The 21,385-nt window shown below is 74.4% G+C and carries 17 protein-coding genes; 9 read left to right on the top strand and 8 right to left on the bottom strand.

Annotation, left to right across the window (positions count from 1 at the left end):
• Positions 1-68 precede the first annotated feature (68 nt).
• Complete coding sequence (locus VT52_RS07890) at positions 69-923, bottom strand: esterase/lipase family protein (RefSeq protein WP_046417836.1); 855 nt, start codon at positions 921-923, stop codon at positions 69-71.
• A gap of 281 nt (positions 924-1,204) precedes the next feature.
• Between VT52_RS07890 and VT52_RS07885 the strand changes: the two genes are divergently transcribed.
• The gene (locus VT52_RS07885) at positions 1,205-1,627 is read left to right on the top strand and encodes a coenzyme B12-dependent isobutyryl CoA mutase small subunit (protein ID WP_046417838.1); all 423 of its coding nucleotides are present in this window, start codon (positions 1,205-1,207) and stop codon (positions 1,625-1,627) included.
• Positions 1,628-1,757: 130 nt separating this feature from the next.
• Here VT52_RS07885 and VT52_RS07880 read toward each other — a convergent pair whose 3' ends face one another.
• A complete protein-coding gene (locus VT52_RS07880; RefSeq protein ID WP_046417839.1) occupies positions 1,758-3,389 on the bottom strand; it encodes a DUF5691 domain-containing protein in 1,632 nt (543 codons plus the stop codon).
• 38 nt (positions 3,390-3,427) lie between these two features.
• Positions 3,428-4,768, bottom strand: a complete 1,341-nt coding sequence (locus tag VT52_RS07875; RefSeq protein WP_046417841.1) for an SWIM zinc finger family protein — start codon at positions 4,766-4,768, stop codon at positions 3,428-3,430.
• Positions 4,769-4,900: 132 nt separating this feature from the next.
• Between VT52_RS07875 and VT52_RS07870 the strand changes: the two genes are divergently transcribed.
• The 5 genes from VT52_RS07870 to sucD all read left to right on the top strand — a co-directional run bounded on the left by VT52_RS07870 (position 4,901) and on the right by sucD (position 12,181).
• Positions 4,901-6,040 (top strand): ATP-binding protein, encoded by a 1,140-nt coding sequence (locus tag VT52_RS07870; protein WP_046417844.1) that lies wholly within the window; start codon positions 4,901-4,903, stop codon positions 6,038-6,040.
• Positions 6,037-8,406, top strand: a complete 2,370-nt coding sequence (locus VT52_RS07865; RefSeq protein ID WP_046417846.1) for a DUF5682 family protein — start codon at positions 6,037-6,039, stop codon at positions 8,404-8,406. The genes VT52_RS07870 and VT52_RS07865 overlap by 4 nt, the downstream gene beginning before the upstream one ends.
• A 10-nt stretch (positions 8,407-8,416) precedes the next feature.
• Entirely contained in the window at positions 8,417-9,577 is a 1,161-nt protein-coding gene (locus VT52_RS07860) for a VWA domain-containing protein (RefSeq protein WP_046417847.1), read from the top strand.
• 513 nt (positions 9,578-10,090) lie between these two features.
• Positions 10,091-11,269 (top strand): ADP-forming succinate--CoA ligase subunit beta, encoded by a 1,179-nt coding sequence (gene sucC, locus VT52_RS07855; protein ID WP_046417849.1) that lies wholly within the window; start codon positions 10,091-10,093, stop codon positions 11,267-11,269.
• A gap of 27 nt (positions 11,270-11,296) precedes the next feature.
• Positions 11,297-12,181 carry a succinate--CoA ligase subunit alpha gene (gene sucD, locus VT52_RS07850; RefSeq protein ID WP_046417853.1) on the top strand — a complete coding sequence of 295 codons (885 nt, stop codon included), beginning with the start codon at positions 11,297-11,299 and terminating at the stop codon, positions 12,179-12,181.
• A 111-nt stretch (positions 12,182-12,292) separates the two neighbouring features.
• Here sucD and VT52_RS07845 read toward each other — a convergent pair whose 3' ends face one another.
• The gene (locus VT52_RS07845; RefSeq protein WP_079174910.1) at positions 12,293-13,333 is read right to left on the bottom strand and encodes a helix-turn-helix domain-containing protein; all 1,041 of its coding nucleotides are present in this window, start codon (positions 13,331-13,333) and stop codon (positions 12,293-12,295) included.
• Positions 13,334-13,458: 125 nt separating this feature from the next.
• Here VT52_RS07845 and VT52_RS07840 point away from each other — a divergent pair, with 125 nt between their 5' ends.
• Positions 13,459-15,138, top strand: a complete 1,680-nt coding sequence (locus VT52_RS07840; protein WP_079174911.1) for a cell division protein PerM — start codon at positions 13,459-13,461, stop codon at positions 15,136-15,138.
• 13 nt (positions 15,139-15,151) lie between these two features.
• Here the strand turns inward: VT52_RS07840 and VT52_RS07835 are convergent, their stop codons facing one another.
• Positions 15,152-15,991, bottom strand: coding sequence for a hypothetical protein (locus VT52_RS07835; RefSeq protein WP_071387420.1), 840 nt, complete (start codon positions 15,989-15,991; stop codon positions 15,152-15,154).
• A 280-nt stretch (positions 15,992-16,271) separates the two neighbouring features.
• Between VT52_RS07835 and purN the strand changes: the two genes are divergently transcribed.
• Complete coding sequence (gene purN / locus VT52_RS07830; RefSeq protein ID WP_046417858.1) at positions 16,272-16,901, top strand: phosphoribosylglycinamide formyltransferase; 630 nt, start codon at positions 16,272-16,274, stop codon at positions 16,899-16,901.
• Complete coding sequence (gene purH / locus VT52_RS07825; RefSeq protein ID WP_046417860.1) at positions 16,898-18,460, top strand: bifunctional phosphoribosylaminoimidazolecarboxamide formyltransferase/IMP cyclohydrolase; 1,563 nt, start codon at positions 16,898-16,900, stop codon at positions 18,458-18,460. Before purN ends, purH begins: the two co-directional genes overlap by 4 nt.
• 72 nt (positions 18,461-18,532) lie before the next feature.
• Here purH and VT52_RS07820 read toward each other — a convergent pair whose 3' ends face one another.
• From VT52_RS07820 to VT52_RS07810, 3 genes are all read right to left on the bottom strand, one after another.
• Positions 18,533-19,000: a hypothetical protein gene (locus tag VT52_RS07820; protein WP_046417862.1), complete on the bottom strand. Its 468-nt coding sequence runs from the start codon at positions 18,998-19,000 to the stop codon at positions 18,533-18,535.
• Between the two features lie 94 nt (positions 19,001-19,094).
• Positions 19,095-20,600, bottom strand: a complete 1,506-nt coding sequence (locus VT52_RS07815; RefSeq protein ID WP_046417864.1) for a protein kinase domain-containing protein — start codon at positions 20,598-20,600, stop codon at positions 19,095-19,097.
• Entirely contained in the window at positions 20,597-21,352 is a 756-nt protein-coding gene (locus VT52_RS07810; protein WP_046417867.1) for an FHA domain-containing protein, read from the bottom strand. Before VT52_RS07810 ends, VT52_RS07815 begins: the two co-directional genes overlap by 4 nt.
• Positions 21,353-21,385: the final 33 nt, after the last annotated feature.

The following is a 21,385-nucleotide window of genomic DNA, read 5'->3' as shown; positions in this document are numbered from 1 at the left end:
CGATGTGTGTTCGATGTCAGGCGGCTGTGGGACGGCGGGATGCGCCCCTCACGGCGCGCTCGGCGGCCTCACGCCACCGTCAGACCGTTCGCGGGCCGCTCCGCGGCGTCGGCGAAGTCCAGCGCCTCGCGTATCCCGGCCGCCACGGCGGGATGCACCGGCAGGGCGAGATGGCCGATGCCGGTCACCCGGATGTTGCGCGCGTCGAGGTCGGGATGGTCCAGACAGGCCGTCTCCAGCGGGTCCATCAGCGGGTCCAGGTCGCTCCAGAAGCTGACGAACCGGGTGCGGCAGCCGGGCGCGGGACGGCCCAGCTCCTCGATGACCTGCGAACCGGGCCGCATCTGGCGCACGATGGGATGAGCGTCGGCGAGCGGCGCGACCCGGGTGCCGGAGTGCGGGGTACCGAGGGTGACCAGTGTGCGTACGCGCAGGTCACCGCCCATGCACTGCGCGTAGTACCGGGCGATCAGACCGCCGAGGCTGTGTCCCACGATGTCCACGCGGTCGCTGCCGGTGCGCTCGCAGATCCCCTCCACGTGCCGCCCGAACAGCTCGGCGGCGGTGCGGATGTCGCAGGTCAGCGGCGAGTAGTTGAGCGATTCGACGCGCTGCCCGCCGTGCTGGGCGAGGCTGCGGCGCAGCAGCACGAACACCGAGCGGTTGTCGATGAAGCCGTGCAGCAGCACGACCGGGGGGCCGGGGCGGACCGGCAGCCGGGCGGCGCCGCCGGACGGTACGTCGGGGGCCAGGCGCTCCTGGAAGAGGCCGGTCGGATACAGCAGGACGTGTCCGGCGAGGATCGCGGCGTCCAGGGCGGTCGCCTTCAGCAGTGTCACCGACAGCCCGGCCAGTTTGCCCGGCCACAGGCGGCGGCAGTACGCGTACGGGGAGAAGAGTGGCACTACTCCGGTGACCTTCATGGCCGACCTCCCGTCGGCACACCGGCGGACGGCTCCATCCCCCGTGTGCCTGCATGTCCCACTCAAATAATGCCCCGTCGCCGCGCACCGTAAAACCGCCGGGCGCGGGATGCTGGGGACAACGTCCGTTCACCTCGCGCCGGGTGGCGGGGCGTGCCGAAAGCGGGGTACTTGTCGGAAGGCGGCGGCGAGCGCCTCCGCCGGCCGCGCGCCGCCGCCGCGGTCGTATGGCGCGGCCGAGCGAGGTGCTCGCGTGACGGGGTCGTGTGAGGGAGGCAGTGATGGGTGTGGCAGCCGGTCCGATCCGTGTGGTGGTCGCCAAGCCGGGCCTCGACGGCCACGACCGGGGGGCCAAGGTCATCGCGCGCGCCCTGCGGGACGCCGGGATGGAGGTCATCTACACCGGGCTGCACCAGACGCCCGAGCAGATCGTGGACACCGCGCTCCAGGAGGACGCCGACGCGATCGGCCTGTCCATCCTCTCCGGCGCGCACAACACCCTCTTCGCCGCGGTCATCGACCTGCTCAGGGAGCGTGACGCCGAGGACATCCTGGTCTTCGGCGGCGGCATCATCCCGGAGGAGGACATCCCGCCGCTCAAGGAGAAGGGCGTCGCTGAGATCTTCACCCCGGGCGCGACGACCGCGTCGATCGTGGAGTGGGTCAGGGAGAACGCGCGTCAGCCGGCGGCGTCCGGGGGCTGAGGCGGCGCGGCGGACCGGGAGCGGGGCGGGCCGGTCCTCCGGCCGCGTGCCCGTCGGGGCCGTCGGTCCATCGGTCCGTGGTGCCCGGCGTCCGGTCCCGTGCGCGTGCCGGTGACGCCCGGCGACCGGGTCACCCCACGCCCGGAGCCGGCGCCGGTCTCAGCTCGTCGGCCATCGCCGCCCGCAGCCGCAGCGTGGTGACGAGCCGCTGGAACGCCTCGGCCCAGTAGCCGCCGGCGCCCGGCGCGGCGTCCTCGCGTTCGTCGGGTACCGCCAGCAGGGACTGGAGCCGGGCGGCCTCGGCGGGGTCCAGGCAGCGCTCCGCGAGGCCCATCACGCCGCTGAAGCTCCAGGGGTAACTCCCGGCGTCCCGCGCGATGTTCAGGGCGTCCACGACGGCCCGGCCCAGTGGTGCCGACCATGGCACCGCGCACACGCCGAGCAGCTGGAACGCCTCCGACAGGCCGTGGGCCGCGATGAACCCGGCGACCCACCCCGCCCGTTCCGCGGGATCCAGCGTGCCCAGCAGCTTGGCGCGCTCCGCCAGCGACACCGCCCCCGGGCCGCCCGCCTCCGGCGCCGACGGGGCGCCGAGCAGTGCCCGCGACCAGCGCGCGTCCCGCTGCCGCACCGCAGCCCGGCACCAGGCCGCGTGCAGCTCGCCCTGCCAGCCGTCCGCCACCGGCAGCGCCACGATCTCCCGCGCGTCGCGCCCCCCGAGCCGCTCCGGCCAGCTGCCGAGCGGTGCGGCCTCCACCAACTGCCCGAGCCACCAGGACCGTTCGCCCCGGCCGGCGGGCGGGGTGGCCACCACTCCGTCGCGCTCCATACCGGAGTCGCACTCGTGCGGCGCCTCCACCACGATCAGCGGGCCGTCTCCCGAACGGTCCAGGGCCACACACGCCGTGGCCCGCACGGCCATCCGCGCGGCCAGCGCCGAACCCGGCAGCGCGGACAGCAGTTCCGCCGCCGTGGCCCGGACGTTGCGGCCGCGGTCGCCCAGCGCCTTCTCCAGGAACGGCTCGTCCGCCGCGGACAGGCCCGCGCGCAGCGAGTCCAGGAACATCAGCCGGTCCTCCGCCCGCTCCGTCGGCCAGGTGCCGGCCAGCAACGCACGGGCGAGCTTTGGGGAGCGGGCCCGCAGCGCGCCCAGCAGGGCCACCCGCTCGGCGAACAGGCCCTCCTCCCACAGCTCCCGGACCGCCTCCGCGTCGCCGGGATCCGGGAGCGCCGCGCCGCCGGGGGCCGTGCGCAGGGCGAACCGCCAGTCCGGGTTGAACCGGGCCAGCCACAGCGCCCGGGGCCCGGCGAAGGCCAGCGCCGCCGGGCGCAGGTCCGTACGCCCCCGGGCCGCGTCCAGCAGTGCGGGGAGCGCCTGCGTGGGGGCCGCGTACCCGTGTCCGTTGGCCGCCGCGAGCCACTGCGGGAGCAGCTCCATCAGGTCCGGGGAGCTGCCCCGGCGCCCGCCGCCGGCGCCGCCGGAACGCTCGGCCAGCAGCGCCGCCAGCCGGCCCGCCGCGGCAGGCGGCAGCGCCGGTCGGGGATCCTCCGGAGCCCGCTCCGGCCGCCGCGCGGCCCGTGCGGCCCGCAGTCCGGCCCGCCGCCGTACGGTCGCCTCGGCGGCCGCGTCCAGCAGCGTGACCGGGGCCGGGCGGCCGGGAACGAGCCGAGCGGGCGGGCGCCGGTCGGTGCCGAGGAGCGCGGTGGTGACCAGGTCCGCCCAGCCGCTCTCGGCGTCCGGGCGGGGTGCGGTGCCGTTCATCGCGTTGCCTTCCCTTCGGGTGGAGTGGGGCGGGGCGGTCAGCACAGCGGCACCGCCTCCCCGCCGCCCTCCGGCCATGCCGTGAGCGGGGTGAAGCCCCGGTGGCCGCACTCGCCGAAGACCGTGACGGGGGCACCACCGGACAGGGCGAGCAGGCGCCACAGGCCGGGGCGGGAGCGGGCGGAGCGGGTGAGGGGCAGGGCCGAGTCGGCGTCGGCGTCGGCCAGCTGCCACCGCTCGGCGTCCGGCACCGGAACGACCCGCTCCAGGACCGCCGGGACGGACTCCAGCCAGGGGTCCGCACGCAGGGCGGTGCCGTACCGGGCCACGGCCTCGGCCGTGGTGACACCCGGAGGGCACGGGCCGGCCGGCGCGGGCGCCGCGAACCGCTCGCCCAGCGCGGCCCGGAGCTGACCGGCACCCGGATACACGGACAGCTCGGCGTCCAGGGCGAGACCCACCGGCAGCGACAGCTCGGGGGCCCGGCCGCCCGCGCCGTAGGACAGCAGCAGCCGGATCCGGTGCGACGCGGCGCCGTACAGCCAGATCCTGCGGGTCGTCAGCTTCGCGTCCGCCGTGTCGTACCGGGCGAGGACCAGCCAGCGGTCGCGCTCGGGCGGCCCGTTTGCCGGGGCGGGCAGGCCGAGCCGGGAGCGGACCGTGGCCGCGAGGGGCTCCGGCAGCAGGTCGCGGCGCAGCCAGCCCTGGTCGAGCAGGTGCACCAGCGCGCACTCCTCCAGCAACCGGGCCGGCCAGCCCGCGCCGGACGCCGGTATCGACCCCAGCTCCCGTACCCGCGCGGCCAGTCCGGGAGCCTGGGCGTCGACCATGCGGGCCGCCGTCTCCTCCCACAGTCCGTACCCCGCCTGTTCGGCCGCGGCGAGGCCGCCGCGCAGCAGGTCGGCCAGGCGCCGCTCCAGTTCGGTCGCGCCCGCGGTGACCCGCTCGGCCCGGCGCTCGGCGCGGCGCCGGGCCGCCTCCGGATCGGCGGCCGCAGCGCCGGGGCCGCCCCCCGGCCGCTCGTCCCGCACGCGTTCCCGTCTGCCCGCGAGCCACTGCCCGGCCCAGTCCGGCGGTTCGGCGCGGGCGGGCACCGAACCGCCGTCCCCCGCCCACAGCAGAAGCAGTCCGAGCGCGTGCTTGCACGGGAACTTACGGCTCGGACAACTGCACCCGTACGCGGGCCCGGTGAGGTCGACCACCGTCCGGTACGGCCTGCTGCCACCGCCCTTGCACAGCCCCCACACCGACTCCTTCCCGCTCCCCGCCTCGGACCACGGACCGGCCGTGCCGAGCCTGCCGGCCGCTTTGCGTGACGTGGCGTCAGGCGCCAGTGCCAGCACCTGGTCCGCGGTCCAGCGCACCCCCTGCTCAGTCATGTCCCCGACGGTAGATCGCCCCACTGACAATCGGCCCTGCGTGAGCGTTCGTGCTGGTCAGAGCGATTGTCAGTGGGGTGGTCCATCGTTGGTCGCAGATCCGAACCGGCCGAGCTGGAGGGGGCCTCAGCCATGTCAGCCAACCTTGCGTCCACGCCGTCCAGGACCGCCGCGCCGCACCCGGGCGAGAGCGCGGCGGCCCTGCGGCCGCACGCCGAGGACGCGTTCGCGGGCGAACTCGCCGCGCTGGCCGCGCAGGACGACCGGCCGCGCCCGGCCCGCTGGAAGCTGTCGCCGTGGGCGGTGGCCACGTACCTGCTCGGCGGCACCCTGCCGGACGGCACGGTGATCTCGCCGAAGTACGTGGGACCGCGCCGGATCGTCGAGGTCGCCGTCACCACGCTCGCCACCGACCGCGCCCTGCTGCTGCTCGGGGTGCCCGGCACCGCCAAGACCTGGGTGTCGGAGCATCTGGCCGCCGCCGTCAGCGGCGACTCGACCCTGCTGGTCCAGGGCACCGCCGGCACTCCCGAGGAGGCCATCCGCTACGGCTGGAACTACGCGCGGCTGCTCGCCCACGGCCCCAGCCGCGACGCCCTCGTGCCCAGCCCCGTCATGCGCGCCATGGCCGAGGGCAGGACCGCCCGGGTCGAGGAGCTGACCCGCATCCCGGCCGACGTGCAGGACACGCTGATCACCATCCTGTCCGAGAAGACCCTGCCCGTCCCGGAGCTGGGCGAGGAGGTCCAGGCGGTCCGCGGCTTCAACCTCATCGCCACCGCCAACGACCGCGACCGAGGGGTCAACGACCTCTCCAGCGCGCTGCGCCGCCGCTTCAACACCGTCGTGCTGCCGCTGCCGGAGAGCGCCGAGGCCGAGGTGGACATCGTCACCCGCCGCGTCGAACAGATCGGCCGCTCCCTCGATCTGCCGGCCGCGCCGGACGGGAAGACCGAGATCCGCCGTGTCGTGACCGTCTTCCGCGAGCTGCGCGACGGGCTGACCGGCGACGGCCGTACGAAGGTGAAGTCGCCCAGCGGCACCCTCTCCACGGCCGAGGCGATCTCCGTCGTCACGGGCGGCCTCGCGCTCGCCGCCCACTTCGGCGACGGCGTGCTGCGCCCGGCCGATGTCGCCGCCGGCATCCTCGGCGCCGTCGTGCGCGATCCGGCGGCCGACCGGGTCGTCTGGCAGGAGTACCTGGAGACGGTCGTGCGCGAGCGCGAGGGCTGGACGGACTTCTACCGCGCGTGCCGGGAGGTGAGCGCATGACCGGCACGGCCGGTGCCGGTCCGCTCCTGCTGGGGGTGCGGCACCACGGGCCCGGCTCCGCCCGCGCGGTGCGGGCCGCGCTGGACGCCGCCCGGCCCGCCACCGTCCTGATCGAGGGGCCGCCCGAGGCCGACGCGCTGGTCCCGCTGGCCGCCGACCCGGATCTGCGGCCGCCGGTCGCGCTGCTCGCCCATGCCGTGGACGAGCCCGGCCGCTCCGCGTTCTGGCCGTTCGCCGCCTTCAGCCCGGAGTGGGTGGCCGTGCGCTGGGCGCTGGAGCACGGCGTCCCGGCCCGCTTCATCGACCTGCCGGCCGCCCACACCCTCGCCTGGGACGCGGAACTCCCGCCGGGGGAAGGGGAGGAGACCCGGACCACCGAGGGCGAGCGGGTCCGCGTCGACCCGCTCGCCGAGCTCGCCGGGGCCGCCGGGTACGACGACCCCGAGCGCTGGTGGGAGGACGTCGTGGAACACCGGGGGCCCGGGGAGCGGGACCCGTTCGCCCCGTTCGAGGCGCTGGCCGAGGCCATGGGCGCGCTGCGCGAGCGGTACGGCGCGGGCGGACGCCCCCGGGACCTGGTGCGCGAGGCGCACATGCGGCTCCGACTGCGCGCCGCGCGCAAGGAGTCCGGGGACGCGGTGGCCGTGGTCTGCGGGGCCTGGCACGTGCCCGCGCTGCGCGAGCGGACGACCGTCACCGCCGACCGGGCACTGCTGAAGGGGCTGCCCAAGGTCAAGGCCGACCTGACCTGGGTGCCCTGGACGCACCGCAGGCTGGCCCGGTCGAGCGGCTACGGCGCCGGCATCGACTCGCCCGGCTGGTACGGCCATCTCTTCCACGCCCCCGACCGGCCGGTGGAACGGTGGCTGACCAAGGTGGCCGGGCTGCTGCGCGCGGAGGACCGGATCGTTTCCTCCGCGCATGTCATCGAGGCCGTACGGCTCGCCGACACCCTGGCGGCCGTGCGCGGGCGCCCGCTGCCCGGCCTGGGCGAGACCACCGACGCGGTGCGCGCGGTGATGTGCGACGGCTCGGACGTGCCGCTCGCGCTGGTGCACGACCGGCTGGTGGTCGGGGACGTCCTCGGGGAGGTGCCGGATTCGGCCCCCGCCGTGCCGCTGCAGCGTGATCTGGTGCGGCGGCAGCGCTCGCTGCGGCTCAAGCCGGAGGCGCTGGAGCGCGAGCTGGAACTGGATCTTCGGGGGGAGACGGACGCGGGCCGCAGCAGGCTGCTGCACCGGCTGCGGCTGCTCGGGATCGGCTGGGGGGAGCCGGGCCCCTCGCGGGGGAGCACGGGCACGTTCCGGGAGACCTGGCGGCTGCGCTGGGAGCCGGAGCTGTCGGTGCGGGTCGCGGAGGCGGGGGTGTGGGGGACGACCGTGGCCGCGGCGGCGCGGGCCAGGGCGGAGGCGGACGCGGCGGCGGCCGGGGCGCTCGCCGACGTCACGGCGCTCGCCGAGCGGTGCCTGCTCGCCGGTCTGCCCGACGCCCTGCCCGCGGTGATGAGGGCGCTCACCGACCGTGCGGCCCTGGACACGGACGTCGGTCACCTCGCCCAGGCCCTGCCCGCGCTCGTCCGGTCCCTGCGCTACGGCGACGTGCGGGGCACCGCCACCCGCGCACTGTCCGAGGTCGCGGCCGGCCTGGCCGAACGTATCTTCGTCGGGCTGCCCCCGGCGTGCACCGCCCTGGACAGCGACGCGGCGGAGCTGATGCGGGGGCATGTGGACGCGGTGCACACAGCGGTGGGCTTGTTGGGGGAGGCGGCCGCCGGCGCCGGAGGCGCCGCCCCGGCCCCGGTCCCCGACGGTACCGGCCGTGTCCGGGGTCTCGGCGGGCTGCGGCGGCGCTGGCGGGGTGTGCTCCACGTTCTCGCGGGGCGGGACACCGTCGCCGGGGTGGTCCGGGGACGGGCGGTGCGGTTGTTGACGGACGAGGGGGAGCTGGGGGGCGGCGAGGCGGCGCGGCTGATGGGGCTCGCGCTGTCGCCGGGGACGCCGCCCGCCGACGCCGCCGCCTGGATCGAGGGCTTCGTCGGCGGCGGGGGCGGCATGCTGCTGGTGCACGACGAGCGGCTGCTCGGCCTGGTCGACAGCTGGCTGACCGAGGTGCCGGCGCAGGCGTTCACGGACGTACTGCCGCTGCTGCGGCGCACGTTCGCGGCGTACGACCCGGGGGTGCGCAGGACCCTCGGCGAACTGGTCCGGCGCGGTTCGGGGGACCGGGGCGACCCGGTGGCCCGGAGACTCGTCGCACCGGGCTTCGGCGCCGGGCCGGACGCCGAGCGCGCCGACGCCGTACTCCCCGTGCTGCGGCTGCTGCTCGGGACAGCGACCGAGGAGAGCCTCACGGGGGTGGGCGCATGACGACCGAGACGTGACGGAGCCCGGGGACCCGGCGCGCGAGCGGCTGCGGCGCTGGCGCCTCGTGCTCGGCGGCGAGCAGGCGGACGGCACCGGATGCGCGCTGTCCGGGCGCGACGCGGGGATGGACGGGGTGCTGGCCGCGCTCTACGGCAAGGGGGACAGGCCGCGGCCGGGCCGGGAGCGCGCGGCCGGGCTCGGGTCCTCGGCACCGTCCGTGGCCCGTTGGCTCGGGGACATCCGCACCTACTTCCCGTCCTCCGTGGTCCAGGTCATGCAGCGCGACGCCGTCGACCGGCTCGGACTCTCCGCCCTGCTGCTGGAGCCGGAGATGCTGGAGGCAGTGGAGGCCGACGTGCACCTGGTCGGCACGCTGCTCTCGCTCAAAAGCGCGATGCCGGAGACGACGAAGGAGACGGCGCGGGCGGTCGTGCGCAAGGTGGTGGACGAACTCGAGAAGCGGCTCGCGACCCGCACCCGGGCCACCCTGACCGGTGCCCTGGACCGCGGCGCCCGCGTCAGCCGGCCGCGCCACCACGACATCGACTGGAACCGCACCGTCGCGGCCAACCTCAAGCACTACCTGCCCGAGTACCGCACGATCGTGCCGGAGCGGCTCATCGGCCACGGGCGCGCCGCGCGGTCGGTGAAGAAGGAGGTGATCCTCTGCATCGACCAGTCCGGCTCGATGGCGGCGTCCGTGGTTCACGCGTCCGTCTTCGGCGCGGTCCTCGCCTCCATGCGGTCGATCAGCACCCGTCTGGTCGTCTTCGACACTGCGGTGGCCGACCTCACCGACCAGCTGGACGACCCCGTGGACGTCCTCTTCGGCACCCGGCTCGGCGGCGGCACGGACATCAACCGGGCGCTCGCTTATTGCCAGGCGCGCGTCACCCGGCCCGCCGAGACCGTCGTCGTGCTGATCAGCGACCTCTACGAGGGCGGCATCCGCGACGAGATGCTCAAGCGGGTGGCGGCCATGAAGGCGTCCGGGGTGCAGTTCGTGGCGCTGCTCGCGCTGTCGGACGAGGGTGCGCCCGCCTACGACCGGCAGCACGCGGCCGCGCTCGCCGCCCTCGGTGCCCCGGCCTTCGCCTGCACCCCCGACCTGTTCCCCGAGGTGATGGCGGCGGCACTGGAGAAGCGGCCGCTGCCGGTACCGGAGACGGTGTGACGAAGAGGGGAACCGGGAACCCGTGCGGCGTACGGGGCGTCGCAGGGGGCATGGGGTAGCCGGCACATCCGCTCGTCGCCCGGTCGGCTCGCTCCGCGGGGCGGTCGCACCCGGTCGGCCGAACGCCGTCGGACCGACCGGGCGGAGCTTCGCGGGTGGGGCGGGTGGTCCCCATTGGGGTGGGGATCAACCGGTCCGGCCCCGGCGCCATCGGGGTCGTCCGGGGGCCTCACCGGGTAAACCCCAGCCCGGTGAGGTCTCGTACCCGTCGGTAGGGTGAGGATGTTGCGGCACGGCGTGCCAGAGAACCCGGCATCATGTGACAGGTATCACCGCTCGTGTGTGACCCTCGATTTAGGGAGCCCCCGCAAGCGGCGATAACCTGCGAGACGGACATGCCGCGCGCTCGGACACCGTGTGCGCCCCCCTAGTGACAAGCGGACGTCACGTTGCCCTTCGCGGCACGCCCACGCATCCAACGAACCGCGAGATCACTGATAGGGACGGAAGCGCGTGGACCTGTTCGAGTACCAGGCGAGGGACCTCTTCGCCAAGCACGATGTACCGGTGCTGGCCGGTGAAGTCATCGACACGCCTGAGGCGGCGCGCGAGATCACCGAGCGTCTGGGCGGCAAGTCCGTCGTCAAGGCGCAGGTGAAGGTCGGTGGTCGTGGCAAGGCCGGCGGCGTGAAGCTGGCCGCCTCCGCGGACGAGGCCGTCGCGCGTGCGACGGACATCCTCGGCATGGACATCAAGGGCCACACGGTCCACAAGGTGATGATCGCCGAGACCGCCCCGGAGATCGTCGAGGAGTACTACGTCTCCTTCCTCCTCGACCGTGCGAACCGCACCTTCCTCTCCATCGCCTCCGTCGAGGGCGGCGTGGAGATCGAGGAGGTGGCGGCCACCCGCCCCGAGGCCGTCGCCAAGACGCCGATCGACGCGATCGACGGTGTGACCCCCGAGAAGGCCCGCGAGATCGTCGCGGCCGCCAAGTTCCCGGCCGAGGTCGCCGACCAGGTCGCCAACGTCCTGGTCAAGCTGTGGGACACCTTCATCAAGGAGGACGCCCTCCTGGTCGAGGTCAACCCGCTGGCCAAGGTCGCCTCGGGTGACGTCATCGCCCTGGACGGCAAGGTCTCCCTGGACGACAACGCCGAGTTCCGTCACCCGGACTTCGAGGCGCTGCACGACAAGGCCGCGGCCAACCCGCTGGAGGCCGCCGCCAAGGAGAAGAACCTCAACTACGTCAAGCTCGACGGTGAGGTCGGCATCATCGGCAACGGCGCGGGTCTCGTCATGAGCACCCTGGACGTCGTCGCGTACGCCGGTGAGAACCACGGTGGCGTGAAGCCCGCCAACTTCCTGGACATCGGCGGCGGCGCCTCCGCCCAGGTGATGGCGAACGGCCTGGAGATCATCCTGGGCGACCCGGACGTCAAGTCCGTCTTCGTGAACGTCTTCGGTGGCATCACCGCCTGTGACGAGGTCGCCAACGGCATCGTGCAGGCCCTGAAGCTCCTGGAGGACCGCGGCGAGAAGGTCGAGAAGCCGCTCGTCGTCCGCCTCGACGGCAACAACGCCGAGCTGGGCCGGAAGATCCTCACGGACGCCAACCACCCGCTGGTGCAGCGCGTCGACACCATGGACGGCGCGGCCGCGAAGGCCGCCGAGCTGGCCGCCGCCAAGTAAGCACGAGGACGAGGACACCGACACACCATGGCTATCTGGCTCAACAAGGACAGCAAGGTCATCGTCCAGGGCATGACCGGCGCCACCGGCATGAAGCACACCAAGCTCATGCTCGGTGACGGCACGAACGTCGTGGGCGGCGTGAACCCGCGCAAGGCGGGTCAGACCGTGGACTTCGACGGCACCGAGGTACCCGTCTTCGGCACCGTCAAGGAGGCCATCGAGAAGACCGGCGCCGACGTCTCCGTCATCTTCGTGCCGGAGAAGTTCACCAAGGACGCCGTCGTCGAGGCCATCGACGCCGAGATCCCGCTGGCCGTCGTGATCACCGAGGGCATCGCGGTGCACGACTCGGCGTCGTTCTGGGCCCACGCCGGCAAGAAGGGCAACAAGACCCGGATCATCGGCCCGAACTGCCCCGGCATCATCACCCCGGGTCAGTCGAACGTCGGCATCATCCCGGGCGACATCACCAAGCCGGGCCGCATCGGCCTGGTCTCGAAGTCCGGCACGCTGACGTACCAGATGATGTACGAGCTGCGTGACATCGGCTTCTCGACCGCCGTCGGCATCGGTGGTGACCCGATCATCGGCACCACGCACATCGACGCGCTCGCGGCGTTCCAGGAGGACCCCGAGACCGAGCTCATCGTGATGATCGGTGAGATCGGTGGTGACGCCGAGGAGCGTGCCGCCGCGTTCATCAAGGAGAACGTGACGAAGCCGGTCGTCGGCTACGTCGCGGGCTTCACCGCGCCGGAGGGCAAGACCATGGGTCACGCCGGCGCGATCGTGTCCGGCTCCTCCGGCACCGCGCAGGCGAAGAAGGAGGCCCTGGAGGCCGCGGGCGTCAAGGTCGGCAAGACCCCGACCGAGACGGCGAAGCTCGCCCGCGAGATCCTGGGCGCGTGACCTCTTCGGCAGAGCCGAGCCTCTGACCTGAACGCCGGCAGGCCCGTCCCGTTCCACGGGGCGGGCCTGCCGGCGTTCGCGCCCACCGGCGCTCGCCCATGGCCGTGCGGGTCACCTCGGTGTCGGTTCGATCCTTGCGCTGCCCGAGGAATCCTCCTGACGCAGCTTCGTCCGCAGGGCCTGTTCGTCGCGGGACAGCGGTCCCATCGGTACCGCGCGCGGGACGCCCCTGACGGCCTGGGCGGGGGCGATCGGGGGTTCGTAGTGGGTGGGGGCGGTACGGAGCGTGAGCGTCGTCGCGCCGATGATCGTGACCGTGAAGGCGATCGCCGCCCGGGTCCAGAAGACGTTGCGGCGTTCGCCGAGGGTGCGGACCGCCGGGGGGCGGGACGCGCGCAGCCGTTCACGGGAGGACAGTTCCGCCAGCCGGCGGTGCAGCAGCGCCGCGTCCGCCAGCTCGGGGACCCGCGCGGCCATCGCCTCCCGCGCGTGCGTCAGCCGGTTCGCCGCCGCCGGTGTGCTCGCCTCCGTCTCCGCCGCCGTCTCCGGGAGATCGAGGCCGACACCGTCGTACAGCACGAGCGTGCGCCGGTACGACGGGGGCAGTCCGAGCAGCGCGCCCAGCAGATCCCGGTCGGCCGGGTCGGCCGGCGGCGGCTCCGGGTGCCGGTAGCAGGGGCGGAAACGGTGCCAGGGCGAGAGCGCGCAGTCGTACGCCACCGCCCTGACCCACCCGGCCGGATCCCGGTCCCTGGCCACCTCGGGCCAGCGCTGCCAGGCCAGCTGGAAGGCGCGCTCCACCGCCTCCCGGGCCAGTTCGCGGCGCCCGCACAGCAGATAGGTCTGCCGTACGAGGGCCGGGGCGCAGAAGGCGTAGAGCGCGTCGAACGCCTGAGCGGGCGTCAGCGGCTCGGGCCTGCCGGGGCCCTCCCTCCCGGACGGTTCGTCAGGGGCCGTCGGCGGGGTGAACGCGCCGAGGAACTCGGTGTACGCACGACCCTCGGCGCCGGCCGGCACCCGGCGGCCCGACTCCCACGCGCGTACCGTGGCGCGGGCCACGCCGAGGCGTCCGGCCAGCTGAGCCCGGGTCAGGGAGCAGGACCGGCGCAGGCGTCGGCGTTCCTTCGGCGGTGGCAACGGGCTTGCGGGCATCTGCGTGCTCACCGTGCACCCTTTCGTACGATAAGTGACATAAACATATATTGAGCGACACCACGGTGCTTCACCTGTTACGCCGGGAAAGCGCGTGTCGTTGGGACCATGGCCGGGTGACCCAGATGACCGCGCGCCGACCGTCGCTCACCCCCCTGTCCGCCCGGCTGCGCGACCGATCGCCCGGCCTGTCCGCGAGCCTGCTGAACGGCGTGGTCGCGGCCGGACTCGGCCTCGGCGCGCTCGCCGTGCTGGTCCTGGGCCTGTGGATCAGCTCGCCGTACCCCGACAGCGGGCCGAGCGGCGCGCTGCACATCGCCGCCGCGCTGTGGCTGCTGGCCCACGGCGTCGAACTGGTCCGCACCGACACCCTCTCGGGCGTGCCCCTCCCCGTGGGCGTCACCCCGTTGCTGCTGCTCGCGCTGCCCGCCTGGCTGCTGTACCGGGCCGGCCGGTACGCCACGGACGCCTCCGGCGAGCCCGGCGGACCGCCCCCGGTACCCGTACGCACCGCCTGGCTCGGTGTGATCCTCGGCTACCTCGCCGTCGGCGGCGCCGCCGCGCTGTACTGCTCCGGCGGTGAACTCCGGCCCTCCTGGGGCTGGTTGGCGACGTCCCTGCCCCTGGTCGCGGCGGCCGGGGCGGGGGCCGGGGTGTGGTCGGCGCACGGCTGCCCGTCCGAGCCGCTGCTGGTCGTGCTGAAGGCGGTGCCGGGCCCGGTGCGGCGGCTGGTGTTCGGCGCGGACGCGCGCTCGCGGCTGGACACGGCCGTACGGGCCGCCGGTGCGTCGGCCGCCGCGCTGGTCGGCGGCGGGGCACTGCTCGTCGCCGCCTCCACGGTGTGGCACGGGGACGTGGCGCGGGCGTCCTTCCTCCAGCTGACGGAGGGCTGGACGGGACGGTTCGCGGTGCTGCTGCTCGGCATGGCGCTGGTCCCCAACGCCTCCGTGTGGGCCGCGTCCTACGCCCTCGGCCCCGGGTTCGTCCTCGGCACCGGGCATCCGGTGCACCCGCTCGCCTCCGACCCGGCCCCGCTGCTGCCGCCGTTCCCGCTGCTCGCGGCGGTCCCGGACGCCGGCCCCGGCACCCGGCTGAACTGGGCGGCCGCCCTGGTGCCGGTCGCGGCGGGGATGGTGGCCGGATGGTTCGTGGCCCGCGCGGCGGTACGACGCCGGGGTCGGGGGGAGCCGCCCCGGGTGCGCTGGTCGGCGGCCCGTACCACCGGCGTGACCCTGCTGACCGCCGTGGTCTGCGCACTCCTGATGGCCCTGCTCGCCGCCCTCTCCGGCGGCCCGTTGGGCGTCGGCGCGCTCGCCCGCTTCGGCCCCCTGTGGTGGCGGACCGGCCCGGCGGCGGGCGCCTGGACCGCGCTGCTCGGCCTGCCGACGGCCCTGGTCGTACGGGCGTGGCGGCTGCGTGGCGCGGGAACCCCGCGATCAGCGGACGAGCCCGAGCAGCCGGCCGGCGGGCGCGGGCCCAGGGAACCCGGGAAGCCGAAGGACCCGGCGAAGGCCGACGGCAGGACCAGGCGTGCCGAGGAGAAGGCGAAGCGCGCCGAGGACAGGGCCAGGCGCGAGGACGGCCTTCCCGAGGAGGACGCCTACGACATCCTCCCGGCCGAGCCGCCGGCGGAACTCCGTATCGACCTTCCCGCCGGCCTCCGCCCCGAGCAGCCCCTGCCCGAGGCCCCCGCGACGGAAGGCGCGAAGACCGCCGGAGCCCCGGAACCAGCCGGGACCACGGAAGCGGGCCAGAGCCGGGCGGGCCAGCCCCCCGGACCTCCCGGAACCCCCGAGGCCCCCTGACGCCGGCCCCGCGCTACTCGTTCTCCGCCCCGAGCACGCCCCGCAACTGCTGCGGCAGCAGCGTCTGGCACGACTGTTTCGCCTCGTGCGTGAGCGCGTCGTTCACACACGTGAAGTAGTCGCGGTAGACGAACTGGACCGTGAACGTCGAGGCGACCAGCACCAGGGCCAGGGACGCCGTGACCAGGCCGCCGACGGCCGCCGTTGTCTGGGGGCGGCCGGAGGCCGGGGCCGGCTTGTCCGGGGCGGGGGTGCGGGGCTTGGCGCGCAGGGCGCTGATGCCCCAGTACAGCGCCAGCGAGCCCAGCAGCAGCGACACGTACGGCCAGCTGAACAGCGCGAAGAAGACGGCCCACATCCCGGACAGCAGCGCGTAGCGCGCCCGGCGCTGGACCGGGTCCGTGGGGTCCCAGCGCATTCCCGCACCGGGGCCGCCCTGACCGCCGCCCTGCCCACCGGGCCCCTGGGGACCCGCGCCGGGACGCTCCCCGAAGCCGCCGGGGGACCGGCCGGGCTGCCGGTCGCTCCACCGGCTGCCCCAGGAACCGCCGCCCTGACCGCCCTCACCGCCACCGGACGCACCGCCAGGGTGCCGCGGCTGCCACGGCCGGTCCGGCGTGCCCTCCGGCGGCGGCGCGAACGGATTGTCCCGCTGCCCTTCGCCCTCGCCGCCGCGGCCGTCCCGCCCGGAGGCGCCGTCGTGCCCCTCACCGGATGCACCGGATCCACCGGATCCGCCCCGCGGGGCGTCGGGCGGCGTCGAAGGCCGCTCGCGCAGCAGCACTCCGTCGCGCTCCCCTCCCCGGACCGGATCTGGCGGGAACGTGAGGAGTCGCAGGCTGCGGACGGGCATCAAAAGAGCGTCTTCCCCTAGATCGACACGGCTGTCGTCGTGAGCTTCCACCCCGTCAACGCGCCGCACGACGACCGCGTTCCCGGGGCTGCTCCCGCCGATTCCCTGCGAACGCTACCTCCCGGCCACGTACCCGTCCCGTGGGGGCCGTCCGCGGTGCCGGTATCGTTGCTGGCGGTCGGCCGCTTCGTAGACTTCCCCGTATCCCGGGGCGCGAAGCATTCGTACGAATGTACAGACCGCCGACGGCACAGACCGCTTCTTGAGAAAGGGCCCCACCGTGGCCGCCAACCCCGTGGCCAAGCGCCTCGTCGTGCTGGTCTCCGGATCCGGCACCAACCTCCAGGCGCTCCTGGACGAGATCGAGCGCACCGGAGCCGAGGCGTACGGCGCGCGGATCGTCGCCGTCGGGGCCGACCGCGACGGCATCGAGGGGCTCGCCCGCGCCGAGCGCGCCGGGCTGCCGGTCTTCGTGTGCCGGGTGAAGGACCACGCGAGCCGCGAGGAGTGGGACGCCGCCCTCGCCGCGGCGGTCGCGGCGTACGAACCGGACCTCGTGATCTCCGCCGGGTTCATGAAGATCGTGGGCAAGGAGTTCCTGGCGCGCTTCGGCGGGCGGTTCGTCAACACCCACCCGGCGCTGCTGCCCAGTTTTCCCGGCACACACGGGGTCCGCGACGCGCTCGCGTACGGCGCCCGGGTCACCGGCTGCACCGTCCACTTCGTCGACGACGGTGTCGACACCGGGCCGATCATCGCGCAGGGCGTGGTGGAGATCCGGGACGAGGACGACGAGAGCGCGCTGCACGAGCGCATCAAGGAAGTCGAGCGAAGGCTGCTCGTCGAGGTCGTGGGACGGCTCGCCCGCCACGGCTATCGGATCGAGGGACGAAAGGTAGTTATCCAGTGACCGCCGAGAGCAACAAGCGGCCCCTTCGCAGGGCGCTCGTCAGCGTCTACGACAAGACCGGCCTGGAAGAGCTGGCGCGCGGGCTGCACGAGGCCGGTGTCGAGCTGGTGTCCACCGGTTCCACCGCCTCCCGTATCGCCGCCGCCGGCGTCCCGGTCACCAAGGTCGAGGAGCTGACCGGCTTCCCCGAGTGCCTGGACGGCCGGGTCAAGACCCTGCACCCGAAGGTGCACGCGGGCATCCTCGCCGACCTGCGCCTGGACAGCCACCGCGCGCAGCTCGACGAGCTGGGCGTGGCGCCGTTCGACCTGGTGGTCGTGAACCTCTACCCGTTCCGCGAGACCGTCGCCTCCGGGGCCTCGGCCGACGAGTGCGTGGAGCAGATCGACATCGGCGGTCCCTCGATGGTCCGGGCCGCCGCCAAGAACCACCCCTCGGTCGCCGTGGTCACCAGCCCCGCCCGGTACGCGGACGTCCTCGCGGCCGTCAAGGACGGCGGCTTCGACCTGGCCGCCCGCAAGCGGCTGGCCGCCGAGGCGTTCAGGCACACCGCCGCCTACGACGTGGCCGTCGCCTCCTGGTTCGCCGCCGACTACGCCCCCGTGGACGACTCGGCCTTCCCGGACTTCACCGGCGTCACGTACGAGCGCAAGAACACCCTGCGCTACGGCGAGAACCCGCACCAGGGCGCCGCGCTCTACGTCGACGGCACGGGCGGCCTGGCCGAGGCGGAGCAGCTGCACGGCAAGGAGATGTCGTACAACAACTACACGGACACGGACGCCGCGCGCCGTGCCGCGTACGACCACGCCGAGCCCTGCGTCGCGATCATCAAGCACGCGAACCCCTGCGGCATCGCGGTCGGCGCGGACGTCGCCGAGGCGCACCGCAAGGCGCACGCCTGCGACCCGCTGTCCGCGTTCGGCGGCGTCATCGCCGTGAACCGGCCGGTCAGCAAGGAGATGGCCGAGCAGGTCGCGGAGATCTTCACCGAGGTCATCGTCGCCCCGGACTACGAGGAGGGGGCCCTGGAGGCCCTCACCAAGAAGAAGAACATCCGTGTGCTGAAGGCCGAGGGCGGCCCCGCGAACGCGATCGAGGCCAAGCCGGTCGACGGCGGTCTGCTGCTCCAGGCCGCCGACCGGCTCCAGGCCGAGGGCGACGACCCCGCCAACTGGACGCTGGCCAGTGGCGAGGCGCTGTCCGCCGAGGAGCTGGAGGACCTCGCGTTCGCCTGGAAGGCCTGCCGCGCGGTGAAGTCCAACGCGATCCTGCTCGCCAAGGACGGCGCCTCGGTCGGTGTCGGCATGGGCCAGGTCAACCGCGTCGACTCCTGCAAGCTCGCGGTCGAGCGGGCCGGCGAGGAGCGCGCCCGCGGCTCCTACGCGGCCTCCGACGCGTTCTTCCCCTTCCCCGACGGCCCGCAGATCCTGATCGACGCCGGTGTCCGCGCGATCGTCCAGCCCGGCGGCTCCGTCCGTGACGAGCTGGCCGTCGAGGCGGCCCAGAAGGCGGGCGTGACCATGTACTTCACGGGCACGCGCCACTTCTTCCACTGAGCCGCGAAGACGCGTACGGCGGCCTCCGGCCCTCCCCCGAGGGGGCCGGAGGCCGCCGCGCCGTCTGCCGGGTCAGCAGGGACGCAGGGAGAAGACCGGGTCCCAGGTGGCGGTGCCGGCCTGGTAGGCGGTCGAGGTCCAGCGGACGCTGCCGTCCTTGTTGAAGAACCTGGCGACCGTGCCGGGTGTCTGGTTGTTGGTGAACGGGCCGTCACCGGTCCAGTTGCTCACCGTCCAGGTCTGGCACTTGTAGAAGTCGAACTTGGTGCCCCTGACGATCATGCAGAGGTGGCCGTACGCGCAGGCCAGGTCCTTGGCGGCGAGCTCGCCCTTCGGGACCTCGGTGAGGGTGAGGCCGTCGTAGCGGACCTGGTCACGCGTCACCTCCAGCGCGGCCGGGTGGCCCGGCAGCACCTGGTCGGCGGTGCGCTGGACGGCGGTGACCCGGGTGCCGTCCGGGGCGGCGGTGGCCGCGGCCGTGGAGCCGGCGAGCAGGGCGGTGGCCGCGACGAGCAGCGCGGCGGGCTTGGCGATATTCACTGTTCCCCCATGTGAACGAGCGACGTGGTCGCTCCGCCGTGGCGGAGTGGTTCCACCGTCCCAGCCGGGCCCCCGGGCCGGTACCTCGGAAGTCTCAGGGTGTGTACTCCGCGAGACGGCGGGCGACCTCGGCGCAGTACGCGCGGTACGCCGCCGGGATACCGCCCGTGGTGTTGACCTTCTTGTACGACGTCCGGTATCCGGCAGCGTCCAGCACCCGCCGGTCACCGGGCAGATCCGGCCCCAGGTGGGCGTCGATGAAGCACAGATAGCGGCCCATGGCCGGGATGGACACGGCCGGGGTCAGCGGGGGTGTGGGGGTCGCGGAGGCGGGAACGCCGTCGTCCCGCATCCACCAGCGCAGCACGGACGGGGTCCAGCGGGCGATGCCGTACTCCTGGGCGCCCGGGTCGGCGAGATCCGCGTCGAAGCCGCTCTCGGCCTCCAGCATGGCCGCGATCAGCGCCGGGCTGACGTCCGGGCGGCGGCAGCCGTGGGCGGCGTCCACGATCAGCCGTCGGTAGCGCACCGGAACGCCCCGGTCGGTGCGCAGTTCGGCGGCGCCGTAGCGGGCCAGGGCCTTCTCGTCGGTGCCGGTCCGGCCGTCGAGGCCGTACCCGAGTAGACCGGCGGCGACCGCCGCGGCGGCGGCCGCGGCGGCCAGGACGGCCCCGCGACGACGGCGGCGGGACGGCCGGGGCGCGCGGCCGGTGCCCGCGGCGGCCGGGACGCGGCGCAGCAGCGCATCGGTGCCGATCCGGTCGGCGTGCGTACGGGCCAGGCAGTCCCGCACGATCTCCCGCCAGGCGTCCGGGAGTTCGGCCGACAGGCGCAGCTCCTCGGTGCCGCGCGCATAGGCGACGGCGGCATCCCGGCGGGCCGACGGGGTACCGCCGGGCAGTGGGAAGGAGCCGGTGAGGAGGAGGTGGGCGAGCACGCCGAAGGCCCAGATGTCGGCCGACGGGCGGATCGGGCGGCCGCGTTCGCCGATCTCCGACCACAGCAGCTCGGGCGGGGTGTAGTCGGGGGTGGAGAAGGCGGGCGTGTAGCCGTGGGTGCCCTCCAGTTCGGCGGCCATGTTGAAGTCGGCCAGCCGTGCCGAACCGTCCGCCATCAGCAGCACGTTGGCCGGCTTGAGGTCTCCGTGCACCCACCCCGCCCGGTGCAACTGGGCCAGCCCCGCGCAGACCTGGGCCAGCAGCGCGGGTCCGGCGGCCGGCCGGGGAGCGGTGGTGAGCAGCGCGGACAGGGAGCCCGCCGCGCGTTCCAGCACGAGGACGGTGGCGCCGTCGAGGGCGGGGCGAGCGGGGTCGTCGACGACGAGGGTCTCGTACATCCGGATCAGCCGCGGCTGCCGCAGCCGGCGCAGCAACCGCACCTCGCGCTCCACCAGTTCGCGTAGGTGGGCGAGCTGGCGGGGCGTGCCGGTACCGGTGGGGAGGAACTTCAGGGCGGCGGTGCGCGGGAGCCGGCCGGACTCCCCGCCGACCCTCCGCGCGGCGTACACGCTCCCGAAGGCGCCCGTCGCGAGCGGCTCGCGGACCTCCCAGTCGCCGACCCGGTAGCCCCTGGGCACCGGCACGGCGTACGGCTCGGTCACCGGGCGTTCCGGCGCGCGGGCCCGGATCCGGTGCCGGACAGCACGATCAGGTCGTCCTCGCGCACCAGGTCGAAGCGGAGCGCCAGCGAGACCAGGGACTCCTTCTTGCCGTTCAGCCGCGGGCCCGGGTCCGCCGTGTCCGGGCCGGGTTTGAGCCGCAGTTTCACCGCGAGGTAGTCGATGTTCCACTGCACCGAGGCGCGCGAGGCGGCCGGCCAGGAGGGGGAGAGCCGGCCCACGACCTGGTCGACGGTGGGCAGCGGCGCGTGCGGATCTCCGCGCAGCCGCGGCTCGCACAGGGCGGCCAGCACGGCGAAGTAGCGCTTGGTGCGGTCGACGGAGAAGGCCGGGGCGGTGGTGTCGCCGTCGGTTCCGCAGCCGTCGCGCAGGTAGTCGTGGCGCGGTGCCCATACCTCGACGGCGAGCAGGTCGCCGCCCGCGGGCAGCACGATCCGGGAGAACTCGAAGGGCACCGGCGCGTCGAGTCTGCCCGGCCCGACCTTGATGTGCTCGCCCGCGCCCTCGGGGTTCTCCACGACGTACGTCTGGTGCGCGGACAGGTTGCTCAGCGTCCAGAACGCGCCCTGGGCGCCGAGTTCACCGGCCCGGCGCGAGACTCCCTCGTGCGGGATCGGCAGATCGTTCCCGGGCGCCCGCCCGAAGCGGAGGCGCTCGCCGGGGGCGAGGCGGATCTGGCCGCGCTGCTGCCGGTCCTCCGTGGTCGGCGGAGGTACGACGATGATGCTGTACAAGGTGCGTCTCCCCGTGCCTGACGGCTTCTCCCA

Source organism: Streptomyces malaysiense (assembly GCF_000980885.2).
In the GTDB taxonomy this organism is placed as follows: domain Bacteria; phylum Actinomycetota; class Actinomycetes; order Streptomycetales; family Streptomycetaceae; genus Streptomyces; species Streptomyces malaysiense.
This window is presented reverse-complemented; position numbering and strand designations above follow the sequence as displayed.